The sequence below is a fragment of the Microbacterium sp. Leaf203 genome (genome assembly GCF_001421275.1).
Classification (GTDB): Bacteria; Actinomycetota; Actinomycetes; order Actinomycetales; family Microbacteriaceae; genus Microbacterium; species Microbacterium testaceum_A.
The window spans coordinates 1,171,120-1,187,912 of the sequence record NZ_LMKF01000022.1; the positions used below are offsets into that span (position 1 = coordinate 1,171,120).

Genomic DNA, 16,793 nt, shown 5'->3' on the forward strand with positions numbered 1-16,793 from the left:
ATGAGCTACGTCCTCACGCCGGAACGGCCTCGCGCGCGAGCAGCTCGGTGATGCGCCCCACGCAGCCGCCGCAGCCGGTGCCGGCGCGGGTCGCGGACTTCACGCACGCGACCGTCGGCTCGCCCACGGCCACCGCCTCGCGGATCGCCCCCGCGCTCACGCCGTTGCACCAGCACACGGTCGCATCCGCGGCGAAGGGGTCGCCTACCGCGGGCATACCGGCATCCGCCGCGTCGAGGCGCAGAAGCGACGAGCGGTCGGCGGGCAGCTCCGACCCGCGCTCGAAGAGCAACGTGAGCTCGGCTCCGGTCCGCGGCATGCCGACCGCGACGAAGCCGGTCAGCACGCCCTCGACGGTGACCAGTTTCACGTAGGCGCCGCGCGCGGGGTCGGCCCAGAGCGTGACCTGGGGGCCGTGGCATCCGGGAGCGTGTGAGAACGGATCGGCGTCGACCGCACCTCCGGCGACCACGTCGATGCCCTCGGCCTTCAGCATCACCACGCCGGGGCGTTCGACGGCGGCGAGTCCCTCGACCCCCGACGACAGCAGAGCCGCGAGGCGGTCGGCCTGCCGCCAGCCGGGACCGACGAGTCCGCTCGGGCCGCCGGGCACGCGGCCGTCGGGCTCGGCATCGGCGGGATCGGCGACGTGTGCGCAGTCGCCGATGGCGAAGACGTTCGGATCGGTCCACGAGCGCGACGAGGCGTCGACGAGCACGCCGGCCGAGGTCGCGAGGCCCGAGACCGACGCGAGCTCGGTCCTCGCTCCGACGCCGCACGACAGCACCAGTAGGTCGCCCGCGAGCACCTTGCCGTCGGCGCAGACGAGTCCGTCGAACCAGGCCTGACCGTGATCGTCATAGCGCTGCACGATGCTCTCGGCGCGCGCGTGGTGCATCATCTCGACGCCCACGGCGCTCGCCGCCGCGGCGAGCACGCGTCCGCCGTTCTCATCGAGCGTCCGGTTCATGGGGGCGGCTGAGTGGTACGCGACGACCACCTCGGCGCCCGCTTCGGCGGCGGCGAGGGCGAGTTCCATGCCGAGCACTCCCGCGCCGAGCACGACGATGCGCTGACCGGCCGAGACCGCCGCGCGCACGTGCTCGGCATCGGCGAGGTCGCGAAGCGCCACGACGCCGCGGGGGAGCGGCGCGGTTCCCTGATCCAGTGCGGAGGGGTCGGCCGGCCGCGCGGATCGGTGCCGCTGCGCCCGCTCGAGGCCGGCCAGCGTGGGCACGTTCGCCCGCGCGCCGGTGGCGAGCACGAGTCGGTCGTAGGGAATCCGGATGCCATCGTGCAGGCGCACCACGCGCAGGTCGCGGTCGACGCCGACCACCGTCGTCCCGAGCACGAATCGCGCGCCCGCGTCTTCGGCGACGCGGCGGTCGCTCATGTCGAGCCCGTCGCGATCGGTGCGGCCGACGGCGTACTCGGCGAGCAGCACGCGGTTGTACACGTCGTGCGGTTCGGCGCCGACGACGGTGAGCTCGATTCGCCCCTCGCGCACCGCGGGCAGGAGCCCCTCGACCAGCCGCGCCCCGACGGGGCCGTAGCCCACCAGCACCACACGCTCAGACATGGGTCTCCTCCTCGGTACGCGACGATGCAGAGCTTGACGACGCGGTGCTCGACGACGGTCCGCTCAGCGACGCCGCGCTCGCCAACGACGCGCCCGGCGCCGCACCTCCCGCAAAACCGACGAGCACAGGCGCCACGCCCGGGTGCTCCGCCACGACGACCGGCGCGGCCGCAACATGATGAGTCGCCGGGGTCGTGGTATCCGGAATCGCCTCCACCCGAACACGCGTGCGCTTGAACTCGGGCATGGCCGAGGTCGGGTCGACGATCGCCTCGGTCAGGCGGTTGGCGCATCCCTCGCCCGCGTAGTGGAACGGCAGGAACACGGTGTCGTGGCGGATGTCCGTGGTCACGCTCGCCCTCGCGCGCACCGTGCCGCGCGCGTTCGAGACGGCGACGAGAACTCCGTCGCGGATGCCGAGCCGAGACGCCGTCGCCGGATGGATCTCGAGCCGCGCCTCGGGGCGGGCATTGTGGAGCTCGGTCACGCGGCGGGTCTGGGTTCCCGACTGGTACTGCTGCAGGTAGCGGCCGGTCGTGAGGGTGAGGTCGGCGCCGCGGTCGGTGGGGGTCGGGGGATTCGCCTCGACGGGGACGAGCCGCGCGCGGCCGTCGGCGTGGGCGAAACGCTCCGTGAACGGACGCGGTGTGCCCGACGAGCGGTAGGGCCAGTACGCCTCGACGCCGGTGTCGAGCAGCGCGTGCGAGAGGCCGGAGTAGTCGGCGATGCCGCCCTCAGATGCGCGGGCGAGCTCGTCGAAGACCTCGGCCGGATCGGTCGACCACGTGGATGCCGCGCCCAGACGCCGCGCGATCTCGGCCATGATCCACAGCTCGCTGCGGGCGCCCTCGGGGCCGGGCAGTGCGCGGCGGCGGCGGATCACGCGACCCTCGAGCGAGGTCATCGTGCCCTCCTCTTCGGCCCACTGCAGCACCGGCAGCACGATGTCGGCGAGCTCGGCGGTCTCGGAGAAGAAGAAGTCGCAGACGATCAGGGTGTCGAGGGCGTTGAGCCGCGCGCGGACGGCCTCGACGTCGGGTGCCGAGACGACGACGTTCGAGCCCGCGACCAGCAGTGTCTTGACCGGCCCGCCGAGTTCGCCGAGCAGGGCGGTGGCCGGGATGCCGGCATCCGGGATTTCCTCCGGATCGACGCCCCAGACCCCGGCGACGTGCCGGCGGGCGTCGGGGTCGCGGATGGAGCGGTATCCGGGGAGCTGGTCGGCCTTCTGGCCGTGCTCGCGACCGCCCTGTCCGTTGCCCTGGCCGGTGAGCGTGCCGTAGCCCGAGCCCTCGCGGCCGACGAGGCCGAGCACGAGGGCGAGGTTGATCGCGGCGGTCGCGGTGGCGGTGCCGTCGACGTGTTGTTCGACGCCGCGCCCGGTGAGGATGAACGCGCGTCCCGCGGCGAGGCGACGCGCGGTGGCTCGGAGGTCGGCGGCGGGAACTCCGGTGGCGGATGCCGTCCGCTCGGGCCACCATTGCGCGACGCTGCGGCGCAGGGCATCGAACCCGCTCGTGCGCTCCCCTATATAGGCGCGGTCGGCGAGGCCCTCGGCGATCGCGATGTGCGTGAGGCCGAGCAGGAGCGGAAGATCGGTTCCGGGAGCCGCCTGCAGGTGCGTGCCGGCGCCGTCTTCGGTGAGGCGTGCGGTGGCCGAGCGGCGCGGGTCGACGACGATGAGGCCGCCCGCGGCTCGTGCCCCGGCGAGGTGGGCGAGGAAGGGCGGCATGGTCGCGGCGACGTTCGAGCCGAGTAGCAGGATCGTCGAGGCGCCGTCGAGGTCGGTGACCGGGAAGGGCAGGCCGCGGTCCATGCCGAAAGCGCGATTGGATGCCGCTGCCGCCGACGACATGCAGAAGCGACCGTTGTAGTCGATGCGCGAGGTGCCGAGGGCGACGCGGGCGAACTTGCCGAGCTGGTAGGCCTTCTCGTTGGTGAGTCCGCCGCCGCCGAAGATGGCGTTCGCGTCGGGGCCGTGGGTGGCCTTCGTCTCGCGGAAGGCCCGGGCCACGGCATCCAGTGCCTCATCCCAGGTGGTCTCGGCGAGGGTGCCGTCGGGTTGGCGGAGCAGCGGCATCCGGAGTCTCTGGGGAGACGCGAGGAGCTCCGCCGACGTCCAGCCTTTCGCGCAGAGTCCTCCCCGGTTGGTGGGGAAGTCGCGGCCAGTGACCGTCGTCTCACTTTGGTGGGTGACGGTCATGGCGCACTGCAGCGCGCAGTAGGGGCAGTGGGTGTCGGCGGAGCTCATAGCGTCAGATTCGGGTGCCGGTCTTCTTGGACATCCGCAGGTACACGCCCGCGGTGAGGGCGAGGAAGATCACGTACGCCGCGACGAAGCTGCCGAGGGCGGGGACGTACGAGCCGAACGTGGTCTTCGAGAAGCCGAGCACCTGCGGAATGAAGAAGCCGCCGTACGCGCCGATCGCCGAGATGAGGCCGAGGGCCGCGGCCGCCTTGCGCTGCGCGCCGATGCCGCCGTTGGAACGGAGGGCGAAGATCGTCGGGATCATGCGGTAGGTCGAGCCGTTGCCGATGCCCGCCGCCGCGAACAGCACCAGGAAGCAGAGCAGGAAGATCGCGAAGTTCTGCGTCGGGAGGGTGAGGATCACGCTCAGGATGCCGAGACCCATCACCGTGAATGCGCCGATCGTGATGACCGTGCCGCCGAAGCGGTCGGCGAGCTTGCCGCCGTAGGGACGGGCGAGCGAGCCGACGAGGGCGCCGAGGAAGGCGAGGGTGACGGTCGCGGTGCCGATCGCGATTCCCTTGAAGTCGGGGAAGGTGTCGGCGAGCAGCTTCGGGAAGACGCCCGCGAAGCCGATGAACGAGCCGAAGGTTCCGATGTAGAGGACGGCGAGGATCCACAGGTGCGGCTCTTTCAGAGCGGCGAGGGATGCCGCGATGTCGGCCTTGGCTGCGGAAAGGTTGTCCATGCGAAAGTAGGCGCCCACCATCGCGACGAGGATCAGCGGCACCCAGATGAGACCCGCGAGGGGCAGGTTCAGGGTTGCGGCAGCGCCGACCGTGATGACGATCGGGACGACGAACTGGGCAACCGAGGCGCCGAGGTTGCCGCCGGCGGCGTTGAGTCCGAGCGCCCAGCCCTTCTGCGCCGCCGGGTAGAAGAACGTGATGTTCGACATCGAGCTGGCGAAGTTGCCGCCGCCGAAGCCGGCGAGGGCCGCGATCAGCAGCAGGACGCCGAAGGGGGTCGCGGGGTTGCTGACCGCGATCGCGAGTCCGATGCTCGGGATGAGCAGGAGGCCGGCCGAGACGATCGTCCAGTTGCGGCCACCGAAGCGCGGAACCATGAACGTGTATGGGATGCGCAGCGTCGCACCGACCAGGCTCGGCATGGAGATGAGCCAGAAGATCTCGCCGGTCGACAGCTGGAAGCCCGCCGCCGGCAGCGAGACGACGACGACCGACCACAGCTGCCAGACGACGAACCCGAGAAACTCGGCGAAGATCGACCACCGCAGGTTGCGGGCGGCGATGGCCTTGCCCTCCGTGTTCCACTGCGTGGTGTCTTCGGGGTTCCAGTTGTCGATCCAGCGGCCGGGGCGGTGCTTCAGGGTGCTGTCCGCTGCGGGCGCGAGGGCGGTTTCGGGGCGCGGGTCGGTGACGGTCACGGAGTCCTCCGGTGGGCGATGCGGGGAGGTGCAGCGCCCCGCATGGGCGGGACGTGGCGCCAGCGTAGGAACGGGGCGTTACCCGGGACCGCGTCGGGAGGGGCGGGGGAGTAACGATGTGCTCACCCGCGGTGGGGGCGGGGGAGAGGGGGAGTTTACGTGGGCGTTACATGGACCGGACGGATCGGCTCAACCCTCGGAACTCATAGTCCGCTGCTCTTCTGACGGGGTCGCTCATCAGAGGTTGGGTCGCCAACCCCTCAAAATCAACGTAGCCCTCGGGGGGAGGTCGGGTCCGAGATGATGGATGAGTGAATCATGTTCAGGGCCTCGCGTTCGTCGGCTACAGGAGCTTCTTTGGCCCTCAACCGGCCGTCATCCGTCCGGTCGGCAAAGTGAACCTCATCGTAGGCCAGAACAACGCCGGAAAGTCGAACGTTCTTCGGGTTGTGAGAAAGGTACTCCGCGGTGAGGACGCCGCGCTCACTACGTTGGACAGGCCGCTCGGCCGCGACGAGATTTTCCGGGCTTGGTCATACTTTTCGGTGGATGACGTGACGCAGTGGATCTCCGAAAACTCTATTCAGAGTCGATCGCAGCGAGTGATTGAGTTCCTGTCTCATTCTGCGTTCTCCCTTGGCGAGGAACGTGAGAACGGGTTCTGGTGGCCAATTGGATTGAATGACACTGTTAACGACGCAGGACTCAGAGCCATTGCGAACGAAATCGGAGACACGGCGTTAGCGCGAGAATTGTCGCTAGAGTTCACCTCGTCGGGCGGCGGCGGGCGCGGGGAGGATGCCTTCAGAGTGCTCCGCACCATTGAGGGCTGGCGTCCCGTTCTGCCCCCGGTGCTCATGGTCGATGGAGTTCGTTCCATATCGGGGGTTGGCGAGGGGAGCTTCGACCTCAATGGAACGAACATCATCCGGCGGCTGCAGCGGTTGCAGAGCCCATCCACGCAAGACCTGTCAGACAGAGAGATCTTCCGCGCGCTGCAAAACTTTGTTCGCGCCGTGCTGGACGACGAATCAGTGTCGATAGATATTCCCCACGATGTGGCGACTATCCATGTCACGCAAGGTGGGCAAACGCTTCCCATCGAGAACATGGGGACGGGGGTCCACGAAGTCGTAATCTTGGCGGCGGCGGCGACGGTGACAACGGACGCTGTCATGTGCATCGAGGAGCCGGAGCTTCACCTTCATCCTGTGCTTCAAAGGAAGCTTCTAAAGTACTTGGCTCTGGAAACTAGCAACCAATACTTTATTGCCACCCACTCGGCGCATTTGCTCGACTCTTCGATTGGCTCAATCTTCCACATCGAGCGAGAGGGTAATGAGTCCAAGCTGAGATTCGCCGGATCAGCTAGTGCGCGAAGCTCAATTTGCGCCGATTTGGGATACAGGCCGTCCGATCTCGTGCAAGCTAATGCGGTCATTTGGGTCGAGGGCCCGTCTGACCGGGTCTATTTGAAGCATTGGATCGAGCAGTTGGCGCCAGCTGAGTTTGTTGAGGGGACGCACTACTCGATCATGTTCTACGGGGGTTCGCTTCTGAGTTCCCTATCTCCGCTAGACGCAGACGAGGTAGAGGAATTTGTATCTTTGCGCAACTTGAACAGATACATGGTCGTCCTCATTGATTCGGACAGAGATTCTGCGGACGCGGGTCTCAGCGCCGCCAAGTCACGTGTAGTCAGAGAGCTGGAGGGGGATCCTTTGGCGGGATTGGCCTGGGTGACTGCCGGGTACACAATCGAGAACTACGTCGATGAGGCGCGGCTCAACTCCGCCGTAGTCGAGGCGCACCCCAGCGTGTCCGGGGCGAGTTTCAGTTCGTACGGGCGCTGGGACAATCCGCTAGCGGCGGCCCGTGTCGGAGTGAAGAGTCCAAGTAAGGTGGCCATTGCCAAAGCCGTTGTAGAGGTGCCGGGAGGCGATTGGCCGCTGGACCTACAAGAAAAGGTGACGGCAGTTATCGAACTCATCCGGAGGGCAAATTCTTCAATCCTGTAGTAGTCGGAGACAACGTGCCGGGCGACATGAGCCCACGGTGTTACGCCCCACTACGCCCCAGATCGCCCGCCCCCACGGCATCCCGTAGCTTCATCACACCAACCACTCCGAAGGCAGGTGAAGCCATGTCCCGCACGATCTCGTCGACAGTCCACCCGATCCAGCGCTGCATGGCGGCCTCCAACCCGTCTGCGTGGTGGGACGGCCTCGTCCTCGAAGCCGACGGCTCGACCGCGACGGTCGCGCTGCTGAACGGCAGCACGGTGCAGCTGCGGGTAGTCGGCCCGGCCGTCGACATCGCGGTGGGGGAGCCGGTGGCGTACCACCCGGTCGCCGAACTGCTTAGCGCGTCCGCGATCATCACGACCGCCCGCGCCGCATAACCGAGAGACCGCCGCCGACGCGTCGGCGGCACGCGTGTGGCAGAACGCCCACGGTCGCGGGCGCTACCGGGGAGCGGCGCTCACGCAACGAGCCTCCCGCTGATGAACAGTCAACCGCCTCGCTGGTGCTCGGCGGCTTGAGGTGAAATGATTCGTTACCAGGTAAGCTTATCTGTGAACGTTTTGGTTCACGGGAGGCGCAATGGATGTCGTAACGCCGACGACCGGCGCGCAGGCCGCGTCGAGTCGCTCCGGGTTCTACCGCGGAGTCGAGAGCGGAGCGTGGGAGCGCATCGCGCGGGGGCTGTATGTGCCCGCTGGGGCGTCGGCGGCAGCGTCCGACTGGGACCAGCTCGAAGCCTCTACGCGGCGCCCTGAGGCAACCATCTGTCTTGTTTCTGCTCTCGCCTTCTACGACCTCACAGACACCATTCCCTCGGCGCTCGATGTCTCCATTCCACGCGGCACGCGTGCTCCCGTCTCGAACGCTGCCATCCACTGGCACCGATTCGATGCTGCGACGTTTGCCGTTGAACGTGAGCGCGTGCCGATCCCCGGGAGCTCGCAGTCGATAGGGATTTACACGCCGGAGCGGACGATCGTCGATTGCTTCCGTCTCCGCGCGACGGTCGGATACGAAACCCCGCGAGACGCATTGAAGGAGTGGCTGCGGCGCGGGGGAAAGGCGGCGAGTCTGATGAAGGTCGCGGGAATGCTCCCGCGTAGCTCCACCCCCGTGCGCGAAGCTCTCGAGATGCTCGCGTGAACGGCGACGAGGCCTTCCGTTCGATCCAGGCGGCTGCTCGAGCGGACGCAGCGACCTCCGGCACGCCCGTGGCTACTCAGGAATACCTTCTTCGTCATGCGCTCGAGTCCTTCGTTGCCAGGCTCGCGGTGACCGTGCACGCGCGGGACTTCGTGCTCAAAGGCGGACTGCTCCTCGGGGCATATGGCGTCCGCCGTCCCACCAAGGATGCGGACTCGAATGCGATCGCTGCGGACGTCGCTCCGGCGCACCTGCGGCGAGTCGTGCAGGACATCGCCGCCGTCGAGGCGGAGGACGGCGTCGAATTTCTCCTGCCCACTCTCGCCCTGACAGACATCCGAGAAGACGCGAGCTATCCGGGCGTGCGTATCCGCCTCAACGTGACAATCGGCAGTTGGCGCGGCGTCATAGCGTGGGATGTCTCTACCGGTGATCCGGTCATTCCCGCCCCGCGGGAGGTGGCGCTACCCCGCATTCTCGGGGATCCCATCACCATCGTCGGGTATGCCCCGGAATCGACGATTGCAGAAAAAGGCGTGACGATTCTCGAGCGAGGCATTACCAGCACTCGGTGGCGTGACTACGTCGACATCGTCGCTCTCGGCGGAGCGGGGATCAACCTTTCGGATCTACGCGAGGCAGCTCAGGCTGTCGCGAGCTTCCGCGGAGTCGAGCTCACGCCCATCGGCCCGGTTCTGGACGGATACGAAGCTGTGAGCCAACGCAAATGGGTGGCATGGCGCCGGAAGGAACGGCTGGAACACGTGTGTGAGGAAAGCCTCGACGCTCAGATTGCGCGTGTCGCCGCGATTCTCGACCCGGCTTTCAGCGCGGAGTGATGGCACGGCGAGACCGGTGTCGCCTGGCTGAGCTCGCAGTCTCTTCGTCACCGCGCGCCGCATAGCCGAGCGGCCGCCGACGAAACGTCAGCGGCCGCGCGAAGAAGAGAACTCAGGCGGTCATCGAGGCCATCATTGCCTCGCACTTCATGACCATGTCGTCGCAGGCCATGGCGCAGTAGCGGCACATTTCGTCCATGTCGCCGTGCGCGCGGCACTCGGCGGCGCACGCCTTGCCCATGGTCATGCAGGCGGTCATCATGGCGCTCATCACGTCCATGTTCATGCCGGCCGGACGCATCATCATGTGCATCGTCGCCTGCGCCATCTCGACCATGTTCGAGCACATGGCGCAGCACGTGGCCATCTCGGCGCCGTGCATCATGTCGCTGCCGGCGCACATGGCGGCGGCCATCGCGCACGCGTTGAGGGACTGCATGCATTCCTGCATGGCATCCATGTTCATGGTCATCTCGCCCATGTCCATCGACTTCATCATCGCCATCGTGTCCATCTGGATCTCCCGTGTTCTCGTCGGTTCGGAGGGACCGGATGCCGCGGAGGGACTCCGGCGTACCGGCGATGCTACGCGCGAGAGGCGCGCGGTTGACAGAGCTTTCAGCTGGTTGGTCAGCGTCGCTCGATATCGCCATGGCCACGCCGGTGCAGATGAGCCGCCTAGTGAGTGAGTGGATGTGACGGCTGAGGTTAATCCACCGGCGCGTGGGGCCGATGACGACCACGAGAGTGAGCTCCCGGTTCGTCGCAGCAGGGGTCAGCAAACCGAGCCAAACCGCAGAGGCCGACGGTTTCTGGTCTGCCGGGCATTGCTAGCCCTCCTGCGGCTCCCCGGAGCGATCGGCATCCGGCCCGTGCGACGCGGCCGAGCCTTGGTCCCGAGTACCCGTGGGGTTTCGACGTGCCCGGTGAACATCGCGATCGGGCGTGCAAGGTCCACACCCCCGCGAAAGCGTGGAGGGGATGACGCGCCCGCGCCACCCCCTCCACGGGGATTAGAGTCCGACGGCGGAAAGCGCGAAGTTCGCCTGGTCGGCAGTGAACTGCTCGCCGTACTCGCTGGTCAGCTGATCGAAGAGCCCGTCGCGCGAGAATCCCTTGAACTCGAGGTACGACTTCGCGGACTCGACGGCCTCCTGGTTCCAGTCGACCTTGCCGGCCGACTCGATGTACGCGATGGCGAACTCGGCATCCTCGCCGGCAAAGCCCTCGCCGTATTCGCTCGTCAGCTGCTCGGCGAGGCCTGCGCGCGAGAATCCCTTGAACTTCAGGTAGGACTCTGCCGAACGGACCGCGCTGGACTGAGCCGTCGTCATCGAGGGCTTGTCGGGCTCCGCGGGCTTGGCCGGTTCGGCGGGTTGCGCGGGCGCGGCCGCCGCGGCCTTCTTCTCGACATTCACCACGATGGTGTCGCCGGTCTTGACGGTTGCGCCCGACGCAGGCGTCGTGCTCAGGACGGTCCAGTTGTCGCGATCGAGCACAACGCCCTTGTCCGCCGAGAACTCGAACTCGAGGCCCGCGTTCTCGATGAGAGCGGCGGCTTCCTTCGCGGACAGGCCCGTCGTCTCGGGGACGGAGACGTCCGCGGCGGCGACCTCTTCGGTGACCGGGGCAGCGACGGCCACCTGCTTCCCTGCGGCCTCGGCAGGCTCGCGCTTTCCGCCGCCCATCGCGGCGCCGATGCTTCCTACGACGATGAGGCCAGCAAGAACGCCGACCGGAATGACAATCGCCTTTCGTTTGAACCAGGGCGCCTTTGCCGCGGGATTCTGAGTGGTCGACGGAGTCGGATCAGCCGCCGCCTGGGTCGGTGTCGGGCGGGAATGTTCGGTCCACGCGGCGCCGTCGTAGTAGCGCTCGGTGCCCGGGGCGTTGACGTCGGCGTACCAGCCGGCGGCATAAGTGGGGTTGTTGTCGGTCATCGGGTTCCTTCGGTTCTGAGATGTGCGCGAACGCATCCGCGCTCAGTGCGTCATCGACTGAAGGACGTACGACCGAGCGCGCACGTTTGATACCGGGAAAAGTGAACGAAGAGACCGCCCCAGCGGCATCCACGAAACGCGCCCCCCACGCTCGCTCTCGTGATTATGCCGTAGTCCTGGTGAATGCGCTATGTAGATCATGTGGAAAGACTTTGACGTGCAAAGTTGCACTCGATCGACCTGCCCGGCAGCGAAGGACCGCGCCGGATTGCTCGTCGCAATCCTTGCTTTCACGCGCACGCACTCCGCTTACTCAGGGCATCGTGCGGGGCATGGAGCTATCGGCATCCGGGGCCGCCCGAGCACCCCGCTACTCGATGCGCCGGAACCGCGGCCCCGAGTACCCGTCCCGCTCGACGTGCTCGGTGAACATCGCGATCGGGCGTACCCACAGAGAGTGGTCGCCGTACAGCGTGCGGTACGAGACGAAGACCTCTTCGGTCTCGGAATGCCGCGCAATGCCGAACACCTCGTAGCGCTGGCCCTTGAAGTGCTCGTAGATGCCGGGCTCGATGTGTGGCAGCTCGCCGTGCGTCACGAAGCGGCGGCGGCTTCGTCGGTGCGCGCCTGCAGGAATTCGCAGAGCTTGCCCGTCGTGTACAGCTCCTCGCCGAGGGCGACGAGGTTGCCGCCCGAGAGGGGGAACTCGCCGGAGCGCTCCGACAGAGAGGCCGTCCACGTGCGCTCGCAGTCGACGTTCAACGAGATCGATGCGGGTCCGTGGTTGAGGTGGATCGCCACCATGCCGGACTCGAGGTGCTCGGGGTCGTCCTGGCGGAGCACGTGAACCGTGGCGTGGGCGACAGTGTCGTGCTTCTCGTACTCGGTCACCCACTCGTGGATCTCGGTGAAGGTGGGGCGAGCGGTGCAGGTCATGGGTCGAGACTAACGGGGCTGGCTGGTGGTCAGCCGCCCGCGCCCCGCACCCCGACGAGGTCGTGTAGCGCCGCGAAGGTCGCCGCGTACCGCTCCCGCAGAACCTCCCACCCGAGACCCGGATCGATCTCGTCGGGCGACGGCACGGCGACGGCGTATCCGTGCTGCGCGCGCGGAACGGGCTCGCCGGGCAGGCGCAACTCCTGTGTGAACGCGCCGGTGTCGGGCGCGAAGGTGAGGGTGTGAGCGGCGATGTCGTGGTCCCAGTCGGCGGACGGCCACGACATGAACGAGACGTGCCGCGGGGGATCGAGAGGGGCCGTGGCCGATACCCAGCACCCGTGGTGATCCTCGCCGGGGGAGAGGATCGTGTACGTCCCACCCCGGCGGTAGACCAGCAGTGCCTCGCGGAACGGCTTCTGCGAGAACATCGCCGTGTAATACAGGGCCTGCACGTAGATCGGTTCTCCGAGAGTCAGGGTCACGGTCTGCTGCGGCATCGGGCTGCGGGTCCTCTCGAATCCGGGCGGGGTTCCTTCCATCCAGGCATACGAGCCTCGGGCCCCGGTTGCGCGAAGCCAGGTCTTCGCTATGACCTCGCTGAGTCGGTCGCCCGGGGTTGGCGGCATCCGTCCGGACACGCCCGTCAGGCACCTCGAAGTGCCTTTTGTAGGCGCATTCTTCGCGTCGCACCATGGCGTGACGCACTGTCAGTGCGGTAAAACGACGACCCCCGCGTCGCGTGTCTCGACGGCGCCCGAACAGGAGTAACCCATGCCCACCATCGCCATCGTCGGAGCCGGTCCCGGCCTCGGACTCGCCATCGCCCGCACCTTCGGTCGTGAGGGCTTCTCGGTCGCCCTCATCGCCCGCACGCAGGACAAGCTCGATCGACTCGCCGCCGACCTCGGTGCGGAGGGGATCACCGCGGCCGGTTTCGCCGCCGACGTGCTCGATCGCCCGAGCCTGGTCGCCGCCCTGAACGCCGCCGCCGAGCGCTTCGGCGCGATCGACGTGCTGGAGTACTCGCCCTCCGACACCGCGGGCGGAGTTCTCGCCCCGGTCGACGTCCGCGACGCGACCCCCGAGAACGTGCAGCCGCAGATCGAGTACTACCTCTATGGAGCGATGGCGGCGGTCGACGCCGTCCTGCCGTCGATGCAGGCCGCAGGCCACGGCACGATCCTCGTCACCACGGGAGCGGGTTCGGTGCGCCCCGTGCCGATGTACGGCAATGTCACCGCCGGCGGTGCGGCCCTGCGCAACTGGGCGCTGAACCGTGGAACGGCCCTGGCCTCCGATGACACCGGCGTCCACCTGGCGCACGTGGCGATCGGCGTGTGGATGACCGACGAGGCTCCCGCCGACAGCCGCATTCCAAGCCGCTCGCCGTCGGACATCGCGCCGCTGTACTGGAACCTGCACACCGACCGCGCCGAGCACGAGATCGTCGTGACCAGCTGAGCGCTGGCGCCTACGAGACCGGGCGGGCGTCCGTGTTCGCGGACCCCGCTCGGCCGACTCCGATCCGGGCGTGCAGCTCCCGATTCTCGGCGACCGCGTCATGATGCTCGGCCGCCCACTGCGCCAGCCCCATCACCGCGCGCTGCAGCGACCGACCCAGGTCGGTGACCTCGTATTCGACGCGCGGCGGCATCTCGGCGTACGCCCGGCGGACGACGAGCCCGTCGCGCTCCAACGCCTTCAGCGTGACGGTCAGCATGCGCTGCGAGATGCCCGGAATGCTCGCCATCAGATCCGAGTAACGCAGCGCCCGGTCGCCGAGGGTGGTGATGACCTGCACCGTCCACTTGTCGCCGATACGATCGAGCACCTCGCGGATGAAGGCACTGTCGTCGGGCCACGCGGTGCACGGACCGACGACCTTTCGCTCCGCTGGCATCCGGCCTCCTCTTCTTCTCCACGCTAGCAATCCCTCCGGAAACCACAGCGGAGGGATGCCGGCACCCGAGGCGGCGGCGGAGCGGTGCCCGAGAACATGGTGTTGTCGTTGGAGGCCTGCTCCGGAACCTCTTGGATGACGTCCCCGTGCTCGACGATCCGCCCGTCTTCGAGACGCCGGACATGGCATCCCTTCTCCTGCTCTCGTCACGCCACGGCGCGGATCACGCCCGTGATGATCAGCGTGATCACCGTCGTCCACAGCACGATCGCGGCGGCCTGCCAGGCGATGACGCGCATCGGCGGAACGCCGGTGGACGTGAGGGCCGCGGCGGTGAACTGCGTCGGCAGCAGCAGCGGGCCGAGCAGGCTCACGCCCGGGGTCCCGTAGCGGTGGTACGCCTTCTCGAACTTCTCTCGGCGGGCCGACGTGGGCTTCTCGGCGACTGCGCGGCGGGTGGTGACGGCGGTGCGCACGCGCGACGACGCGAAGACGACCACGGCCACGCAGAGCAGATTGCCGATCGCGCCGGCGAGAGCGGCGACGACGGGAGGGATGCCGCCCAGGATGCCGATCGCCGCCGCACCCTCGCCCTCGATGAACGGCACGGCCCCGGCGAGGGCGACGATGAGCGGCTGGACGAGGTCGGGCACGTCGGCGACGAGGCCCTGGAAGCCGAGGATGAGGTCGGAGACGGGGTTCGACATGAGGACTCCTGGGGGATGAGTTCGCGGCGTGTTCCGCGGTGATTCCATCCCACCGACGAGCGGCTCGCGGCGGCAGTGTCGTGGTGTCACGAGCGAGCGGGAGGATGCGAGGGTGCACCCGTGACGAATGTCAGGGTCGCCCTTTCGGGCGCCGCGCGCGTGGCGTATCGTCGCAACCCCCGCAAGAGACCGCGGCCGATCCGAAGGAGCAACGATGCCGAGCTTCCTCGTGTGGATCGAATACCTCTTCTGGGCGGCCATCGCGGTCGGGGTACTCGTGCGTCTCGGCATGGTGCGCGGACGCCGCCGCGCGGGCCGCCGGAAGGACGCCGTGCGCCAGGCGATCCGCCCCGTCATCGACGCGGGCGCCGTCGAGTCGGCCTTCTACGGCTGGACGCCGTCGACCTCGCTGCAGCTGAAGGCGGAGCCCACGTCGGTCGAGACCGCGCAAGACCGCGATCGGGTGCCGCCGGAGCTGCCCGACAGCTACCGCTAATCGCCGCGCACGCCGCTCCGCGGGACGATTCGCCGCCCCACCCGTGACGAATGTCACGCCCGTACAGTGACGGGTGTGAGCGCCCCCGCCCCCGCACCCGTCCCCACGCCCGCGGCGACGTACGCCCGTGACGTCCGCGTCACCTGGTGGTACACGGCGTCGTCGATCCTGTTCCTCCACGTCTTCGCGGTCTTCATGTGGGCGCTGGTGGTCGTGCTGCGGGGGACGACGCTCGACATCGTCCTCGTGCTGGTCGGGGCGGCCGGGTCGGTGGCATCCGGAGTCCTCCTCCTCATCCACTACCGGCGCGAACCCCTCGACGACGGTGACGACTCCGCGCGCAGGCCGGTGTGGCCCCTCGTGCTGCTCGGGGTCGCCTCGGCCGTCGTGCTCGGCATCGGCGCCGGGTCGGTGCTGCTCGCCGCAGCCCTCGCGGCGCAGGCGCTGTGCACGGTGCGGTGGCGGGGCGGCATCCGGGTGCGGCTCGTCGCGCTGATGCTCGTCATCGTCATCGCGGTGTGGGTGATCGAGGCGACGCGGCTCAGCCCCGACGGCTACATCTCGCTGACGTTCGCCCTGCCGCTGTTCGCCACCATGCTCGCCCCGCTCACCGCCACCTCGCTGTGGTGGTGGGACATCGTGCGCGAACTCGACCGCGCCCGCCGCGCCGAGGGGCGTCTCGCCGCCGCACAAGAGCGCCTGCGCCTCGCCGGCGACCTGCACGACCTGCAGGGCCACCACCTGCAGGTAATCGCGCTGCAGCTCGAGCTCGCCGAGAAGATGATGGGGAGGGACCCGGATGCCGCCGTCGAACAGGTGCGCGCGGCTCGCGCGAGCGTCGACGAAGCCCGTCGCGGCACGCGCGACCTCGCCGCACGGTTCCGCGGAGTGCCCCTTCCCGACGAACTCGCCAACGCCGCCGACCTGTTGCGCGCGGCGGGGCTGACCGTCGACCTGCTGGTGGATACCGAGGCCGAACGCGCGCCCGCAGACGTGCTCGGACCCGTCGTCCGCGAGTCCACGACGAATGTGTTGAAACACGGGGGTGGGGTGTCGGCATCCCTCTCCCTCGCCCGCCACGACGGAGCCTGGGTGCTGACCGTCGAGAACGACTCGCGGAGTGCCGCGTCTCCCGTCGGCGACGGGGCGGGACTGTCGGGCATCGCCGAACGCGTGGGTTCTGTGGGAGGAACGGTGGATGCCACCCGCCTCGGCGACCGCTTCCGCGTGACGGTTCGCGTGCCCGAGGAGGTTTTCGCATGATCCGCGTGCTCATCGCCGACGACGAGGACATGATCCGCACCGCGCTCGCCGCGCTGTTGCGACTGGAGGACGACCTCGAGGTCGTCGCCGAATGCCGCGACGGCGAGAGCGCCGTGACCGAGGCGCAGCGGCTGAAGCCCGACGTGTGCCTGCTCGACCTCGAAATGCCCGGGCTCGACGGCGTCGACACCGCGGCGAAGATCCTGCGGAGCGTGCCCTCGCGCTGCGTGATCGTCACGCGGCACGCACGGCCCGGAGTCTTGCGGCGCGCGCTCGGCGCCGGGGTCAGCGGGTTCCTCCCCAAGTCGCGGCCCGCGGATGACGTGGC

18 protein-coding genes are annotated in these 16,793 nt (G+C 68.3%); 8 read left to right on the forward strand and 10 right to left on the reverse strand.

The window, feature by feature from the left end:
- Window positions 1-13: 13 nt before the first annotated feature.
- Genes ASE56_RS06700 through ASE56_RS06710 form a run of 3 tightly spaced genes read right to left on the reverse strand, consistent with a single transcriptional unit; the run spans window position 14 to window position 5,214 of the window.
- Window positions 14-1,579, reverse strand: a complete 1,566-nt coding sequence (locus ASE56_RS06700) for an FAD-dependent oxidoreductase (protein WP_056226579.1) — start codon at window positions 1,577-1,579, stop codon at window positions 14-16.
- Window positions 1,572-3,830, reverse strand: a complete 2,259-nt coding sequence (locus ASE56_RS06705) for a molybdopterin oxidoreductase family protein (protein ID WP_235556941.1) — start codon at window positions 3,828-3,830, stop codon at window positions 1,572-1,574. The genes ASE56_RS06700 and ASE56_RS06705 overlap by 8 nt, the downstream gene beginning before the upstream one ends.
- 4 nt (window positions 3,831-3,834) lie before the next feature.
- Window positions 3,835-5,214, reverse strand: a complete 1,380-nt coding sequence (locus ASE56_RS06710; RefSeq protein WP_056226581.1) for an MFS transporter — start codon at window positions 5,212-5,214, stop codon at window positions 3,835-3,837.
- Between the two features lie 311 nt (window positions 5,215-5,525).
- Here ASE56_RS06710 and ASE56_RS06715 point away from each other — a divergent pair, with 311 nt between their 5' ends.
- The 4 genes from ASE56_RS06715 to ASE56_RS06730 all read left to right on the forward strand — a co-directional run bounded on the left by ASE56_RS06715 (window position 5,526) and on the right by ASE56_RS06730 (window position 9,220).
- Window positions 5,526-7,232 carry an ATP-dependent endonuclease gene (locus ASE56_RS06715; RefSeq protein ID WP_156371625.1) on the forward strand — a complete coding sequence of 569 codons (1,707 nt, stop codon included), beginning with the start codon at window positions 5,526-5,528 and terminating at the stop codon, window positions 7,230-7,232.
- Window positions 7,233-7,357: 125 nt separating this feature from the next.
- Window positions 7,358-7,615 carry a nuclease gene (locus tag ASE56_RS06720; RefSeq protein ID WP_082450336.1) on the forward strand — a complete coding sequence of 86 codons (258 nt, stop codon included), beginning with the start codon at window positions 7,358-7,360 and terminating at the stop codon, window positions 7,613-7,615.
- A 202-nt stretch (window positions 7,616-7,817) separates the two neighbouring features.
- Window positions 7,818-8,381, forward strand: coding sequence for a hypothetical protein (locus ASE56_RS06725; RefSeq protein ID WP_056226587.1), 564 nt, complete (start codon window positions 7,818-7,820; stop codon window positions 8,379-8,381).
- Window positions 8,378-9,220: a nucleotidyl transferase AbiEii/AbiGii toxin family protein gene (locus ASE56_RS06730; protein WP_056226589.1), complete on the forward strand. Its 843-nt coding sequence runs from the start codon at window positions 8,378-8,380 to the stop codon at window positions 9,218-9,220. The genes ASE56_RS06725 and ASE56_RS06730 overlap by 4 nt, the downstream gene beginning before the upstream one ends.
- Window positions 9,221-9,332: 112 nt before the next feature.
- Here the strand turns inward: ASE56_RS06730 and ASE56_RS06735 are convergent, their stop codons facing one another.
- The 5 genes from ASE56_RS06735 to ASE56_RS06755 form a co-directional block, all read right to left on the reverse strand.
- On the reverse strand, window positions 9,333-9,734 hold the full coding sequence (locus ASE56_RS06735) for a hypothetical protein (RefSeq protein WP_056226591.1): 402 nt from the start codon (window positions 9,732-9,734) through the stop codon (window positions 9,333-9,335).
- Between the two features lie 499 nt (window positions 9,735-10,233).
- Window positions 10,234-11,160: an Ltp family lipoprotein gene (locus ASE56_RS06740; protein WP_056226593.1), complete on the reverse strand. Its 927-nt coding sequence runs from the start codon at window positions 11,158-11,160 to the stop codon at window positions 10,234-10,236.
- Window positions 11,161-11,530: 370 nt separating this feature from the next.
- Window positions 11,531-11,758: a DUF1653 domain-containing protein gene (locus tag ASE56_RS06745; protein ID WP_056226594.1), complete on the reverse strand. Its 228-nt coding sequence runs from the start codon at window positions 11,756-11,758 to the stop codon at window positions 11,531-11,533.
- Window positions 11,755-12,096, reverse strand: coding sequence for a hypothetical protein (locus ASE56_RS06750; protein ID WP_056226596.1), 342 nt, complete (start codon window positions 12,094-12,096; stop codon window positions 11,755-11,757). The genes ASE56_RS06745 and ASE56_RS06750 overlap by 4 nt, the downstream gene beginning before the upstream one ends.
- 29 nt (window positions 12,097-12,125) lie before the next feature.
- Window positions 12,126-12,596, reverse strand: coding sequence for a hypothetical protein (locus tag ASE56_RS06755; RefSeq protein ID WP_056226598.1), 471 nt, complete (start codon window positions 12,594-12,596; stop codon window positions 12,126-12,128).
- A gap of 274 nt (window positions 12,597-12,870) precedes the next feature.
- On the opposite strand from ASE56_RS06755, the gene ASE56_RS06760 reads away from it, so the two are divergent.
- Complete coding sequence (locus tag ASE56_RS06760; protein ID WP_056226600.1) at window positions 12,871-13,560, forward strand: SDR family oxidoreductase; 690 nt, start codon at window positions 12,871-12,873, stop codon at window positions 13,558-13,560.
- Between the two features lie 10 nt (window positions 13,561-13,570).
- Here the strand turns inward: ASE56_RS06760 and ASE56_RS06765 are convergent, their stop codons facing one another.
- Together ASE56_RS06765 and ASE56_RS06770 are read right to left on the reverse strand one after the other, a co-directional pair.
- Window positions 13,571-13,999: a helix-turn-helix domain-containing protein gene (locus ASE56_RS06765; protein ID WP_056226602.1), complete on the reverse strand. Its 429-nt coding sequence runs from the start codon at window positions 13,997-13,999 to the stop codon at window positions 13,571-13,573.
- Between the two features lie 206 nt (window positions 14,000-14,205).
- Window positions 14,206-14,706 carry a hypothetical protein gene (locus ASE56_RS06770; protein WP_056226604.1) on the reverse strand — a complete coding sequence of 167 codons (501 nt, stop codon included), beginning with the start codon at window positions 14,704-14,706 and terminating at the stop codon, window positions 14,206-14,208.
- Window positions 14,707-14,920: 214 nt separating this feature from the next.
- On the opposite strand from ASE56_RS06770, the gene ASE56_RS06775 reads away from it, so the two are divergent.
- From ASE56_RS06775 to ASE56_RS06785, 3 genes are all read left to right on the forward strand, one after another.
- Complete coding sequence (locus ASE56_RS06775; protein ID WP_056226606.1) at window positions 14,921-15,202, forward strand: hypothetical protein; 282 nt, start codon at window positions 14,921-14,923, stop codon at window positions 15,200-15,202.
- Between the two features lie 75 nt (window positions 15,203-15,277).
- The gene (locus ASE56_RS06780) at window positions 15,278-16,465 is read left to right on the forward strand and encodes a sensor histidine kinase (protein ID WP_056226607.1); all 1,188 of its coding nucleotides are present in this window, start codon (window positions 15,278-15,280) and stop codon (window positions 16,463-16,465) included.
- A partial coding sequence (locus ASE56_RS06785; RefSeq protein WP_156371658.1) for a response regulator occupies window positions 16,462-16,793 on the forward strand: 332 nt, incomplete at its 3' end. The genes ASE56_RS06780 and ASE56_RS06785, both read left to right, overlap by 4 nt.

Bases quoted from the DNA above. Each gene is read 5' to 3' on its own strand.
- ASE56_RS06700 (WP_056226579.1), bottom strand. From the start codon at position 1,579: ATGTCTGAGCGTGTGGTGCTGGTGGGCTACGGCCCCGTCGGGGCGCGG.
- ASE56_RS06705 (WP_235556941.1), bottom strand. From the start codon at position 3,830: ATGAGCTCCGCCGACACCCACTGCCCCTACTGCGCGCTGCAGTGCGCC.
- ASE56_RS06720 (WP_082450336.1), top strand. From the start codon at position 7,358: ATGTCCCGCACGATCTCGTCGACAGTCCACCCGATCCAGCGCTGCATG.
- ASE56_RS06725 (WP_056226587.1), top strand. From the start codon at position 7,818: ATGGATGTCGTAACGCCGACGACCGGCGCGCAGGCCGCGTCGAGTCGC.
- ASE56_RS06735 (WP_056226591.1), bottom strand. From the start codon at position 9,734: ATGGACACGATGGCGATGATGAAGTCGATGGACATGGGCGAGATGACC.
- ASE56_RS06740 (WP_056226593.1), bottom strand. From the start codon at position 11,160: ATGACCGACAACAACCCCACTTATGCCGCCGGCTGGTACGCCGACGTC.
- ASE56_RS06750 (WP_056226596.1), bottom strand. From the start codon at position 12,096: ATGACCTGCACCGCTCGCCCCACCTTCACCGAGATCCACGAGTGGGTG.
- ASE56_RS06755 (WP_056226598.1), bottom strand. From the start codon at position 12,596: ATGCCGCAGCAGACCGTGACCCTGACTCTCGGAGAACCGATCTACGTG.
- ASE56_RS06760 (WP_056226600.1), top strand. From the start codon at position 12,871: ATGCCCACCATCGCCATCGTCGGAGCCGGTCCCGGCCTCGGACTCGCC.
- ASE56_RS06765 (WP_056226602.1), bottom strand. From the start codon at position 13,999: ATGCCAGCGGAGCGAAAGGTCGTCGGTCCGTGCACCGCGTGGCCCGAC.
- ASE56_RS06770 (WP_056226604.1), bottom strand. From the start codon at position 14,706: ATGTCGAACCCCGTCTCCGACCTCATCCTCGGCTTCCAGGGCCTCGTC.
- ASE56_RS06775 (WP_056226606.1), top strand. From the start codon at position 14,921: ATGCCGAGCTTCCTCGTGTGGATCGAATACCTCTTCTGGGCGGCCATC.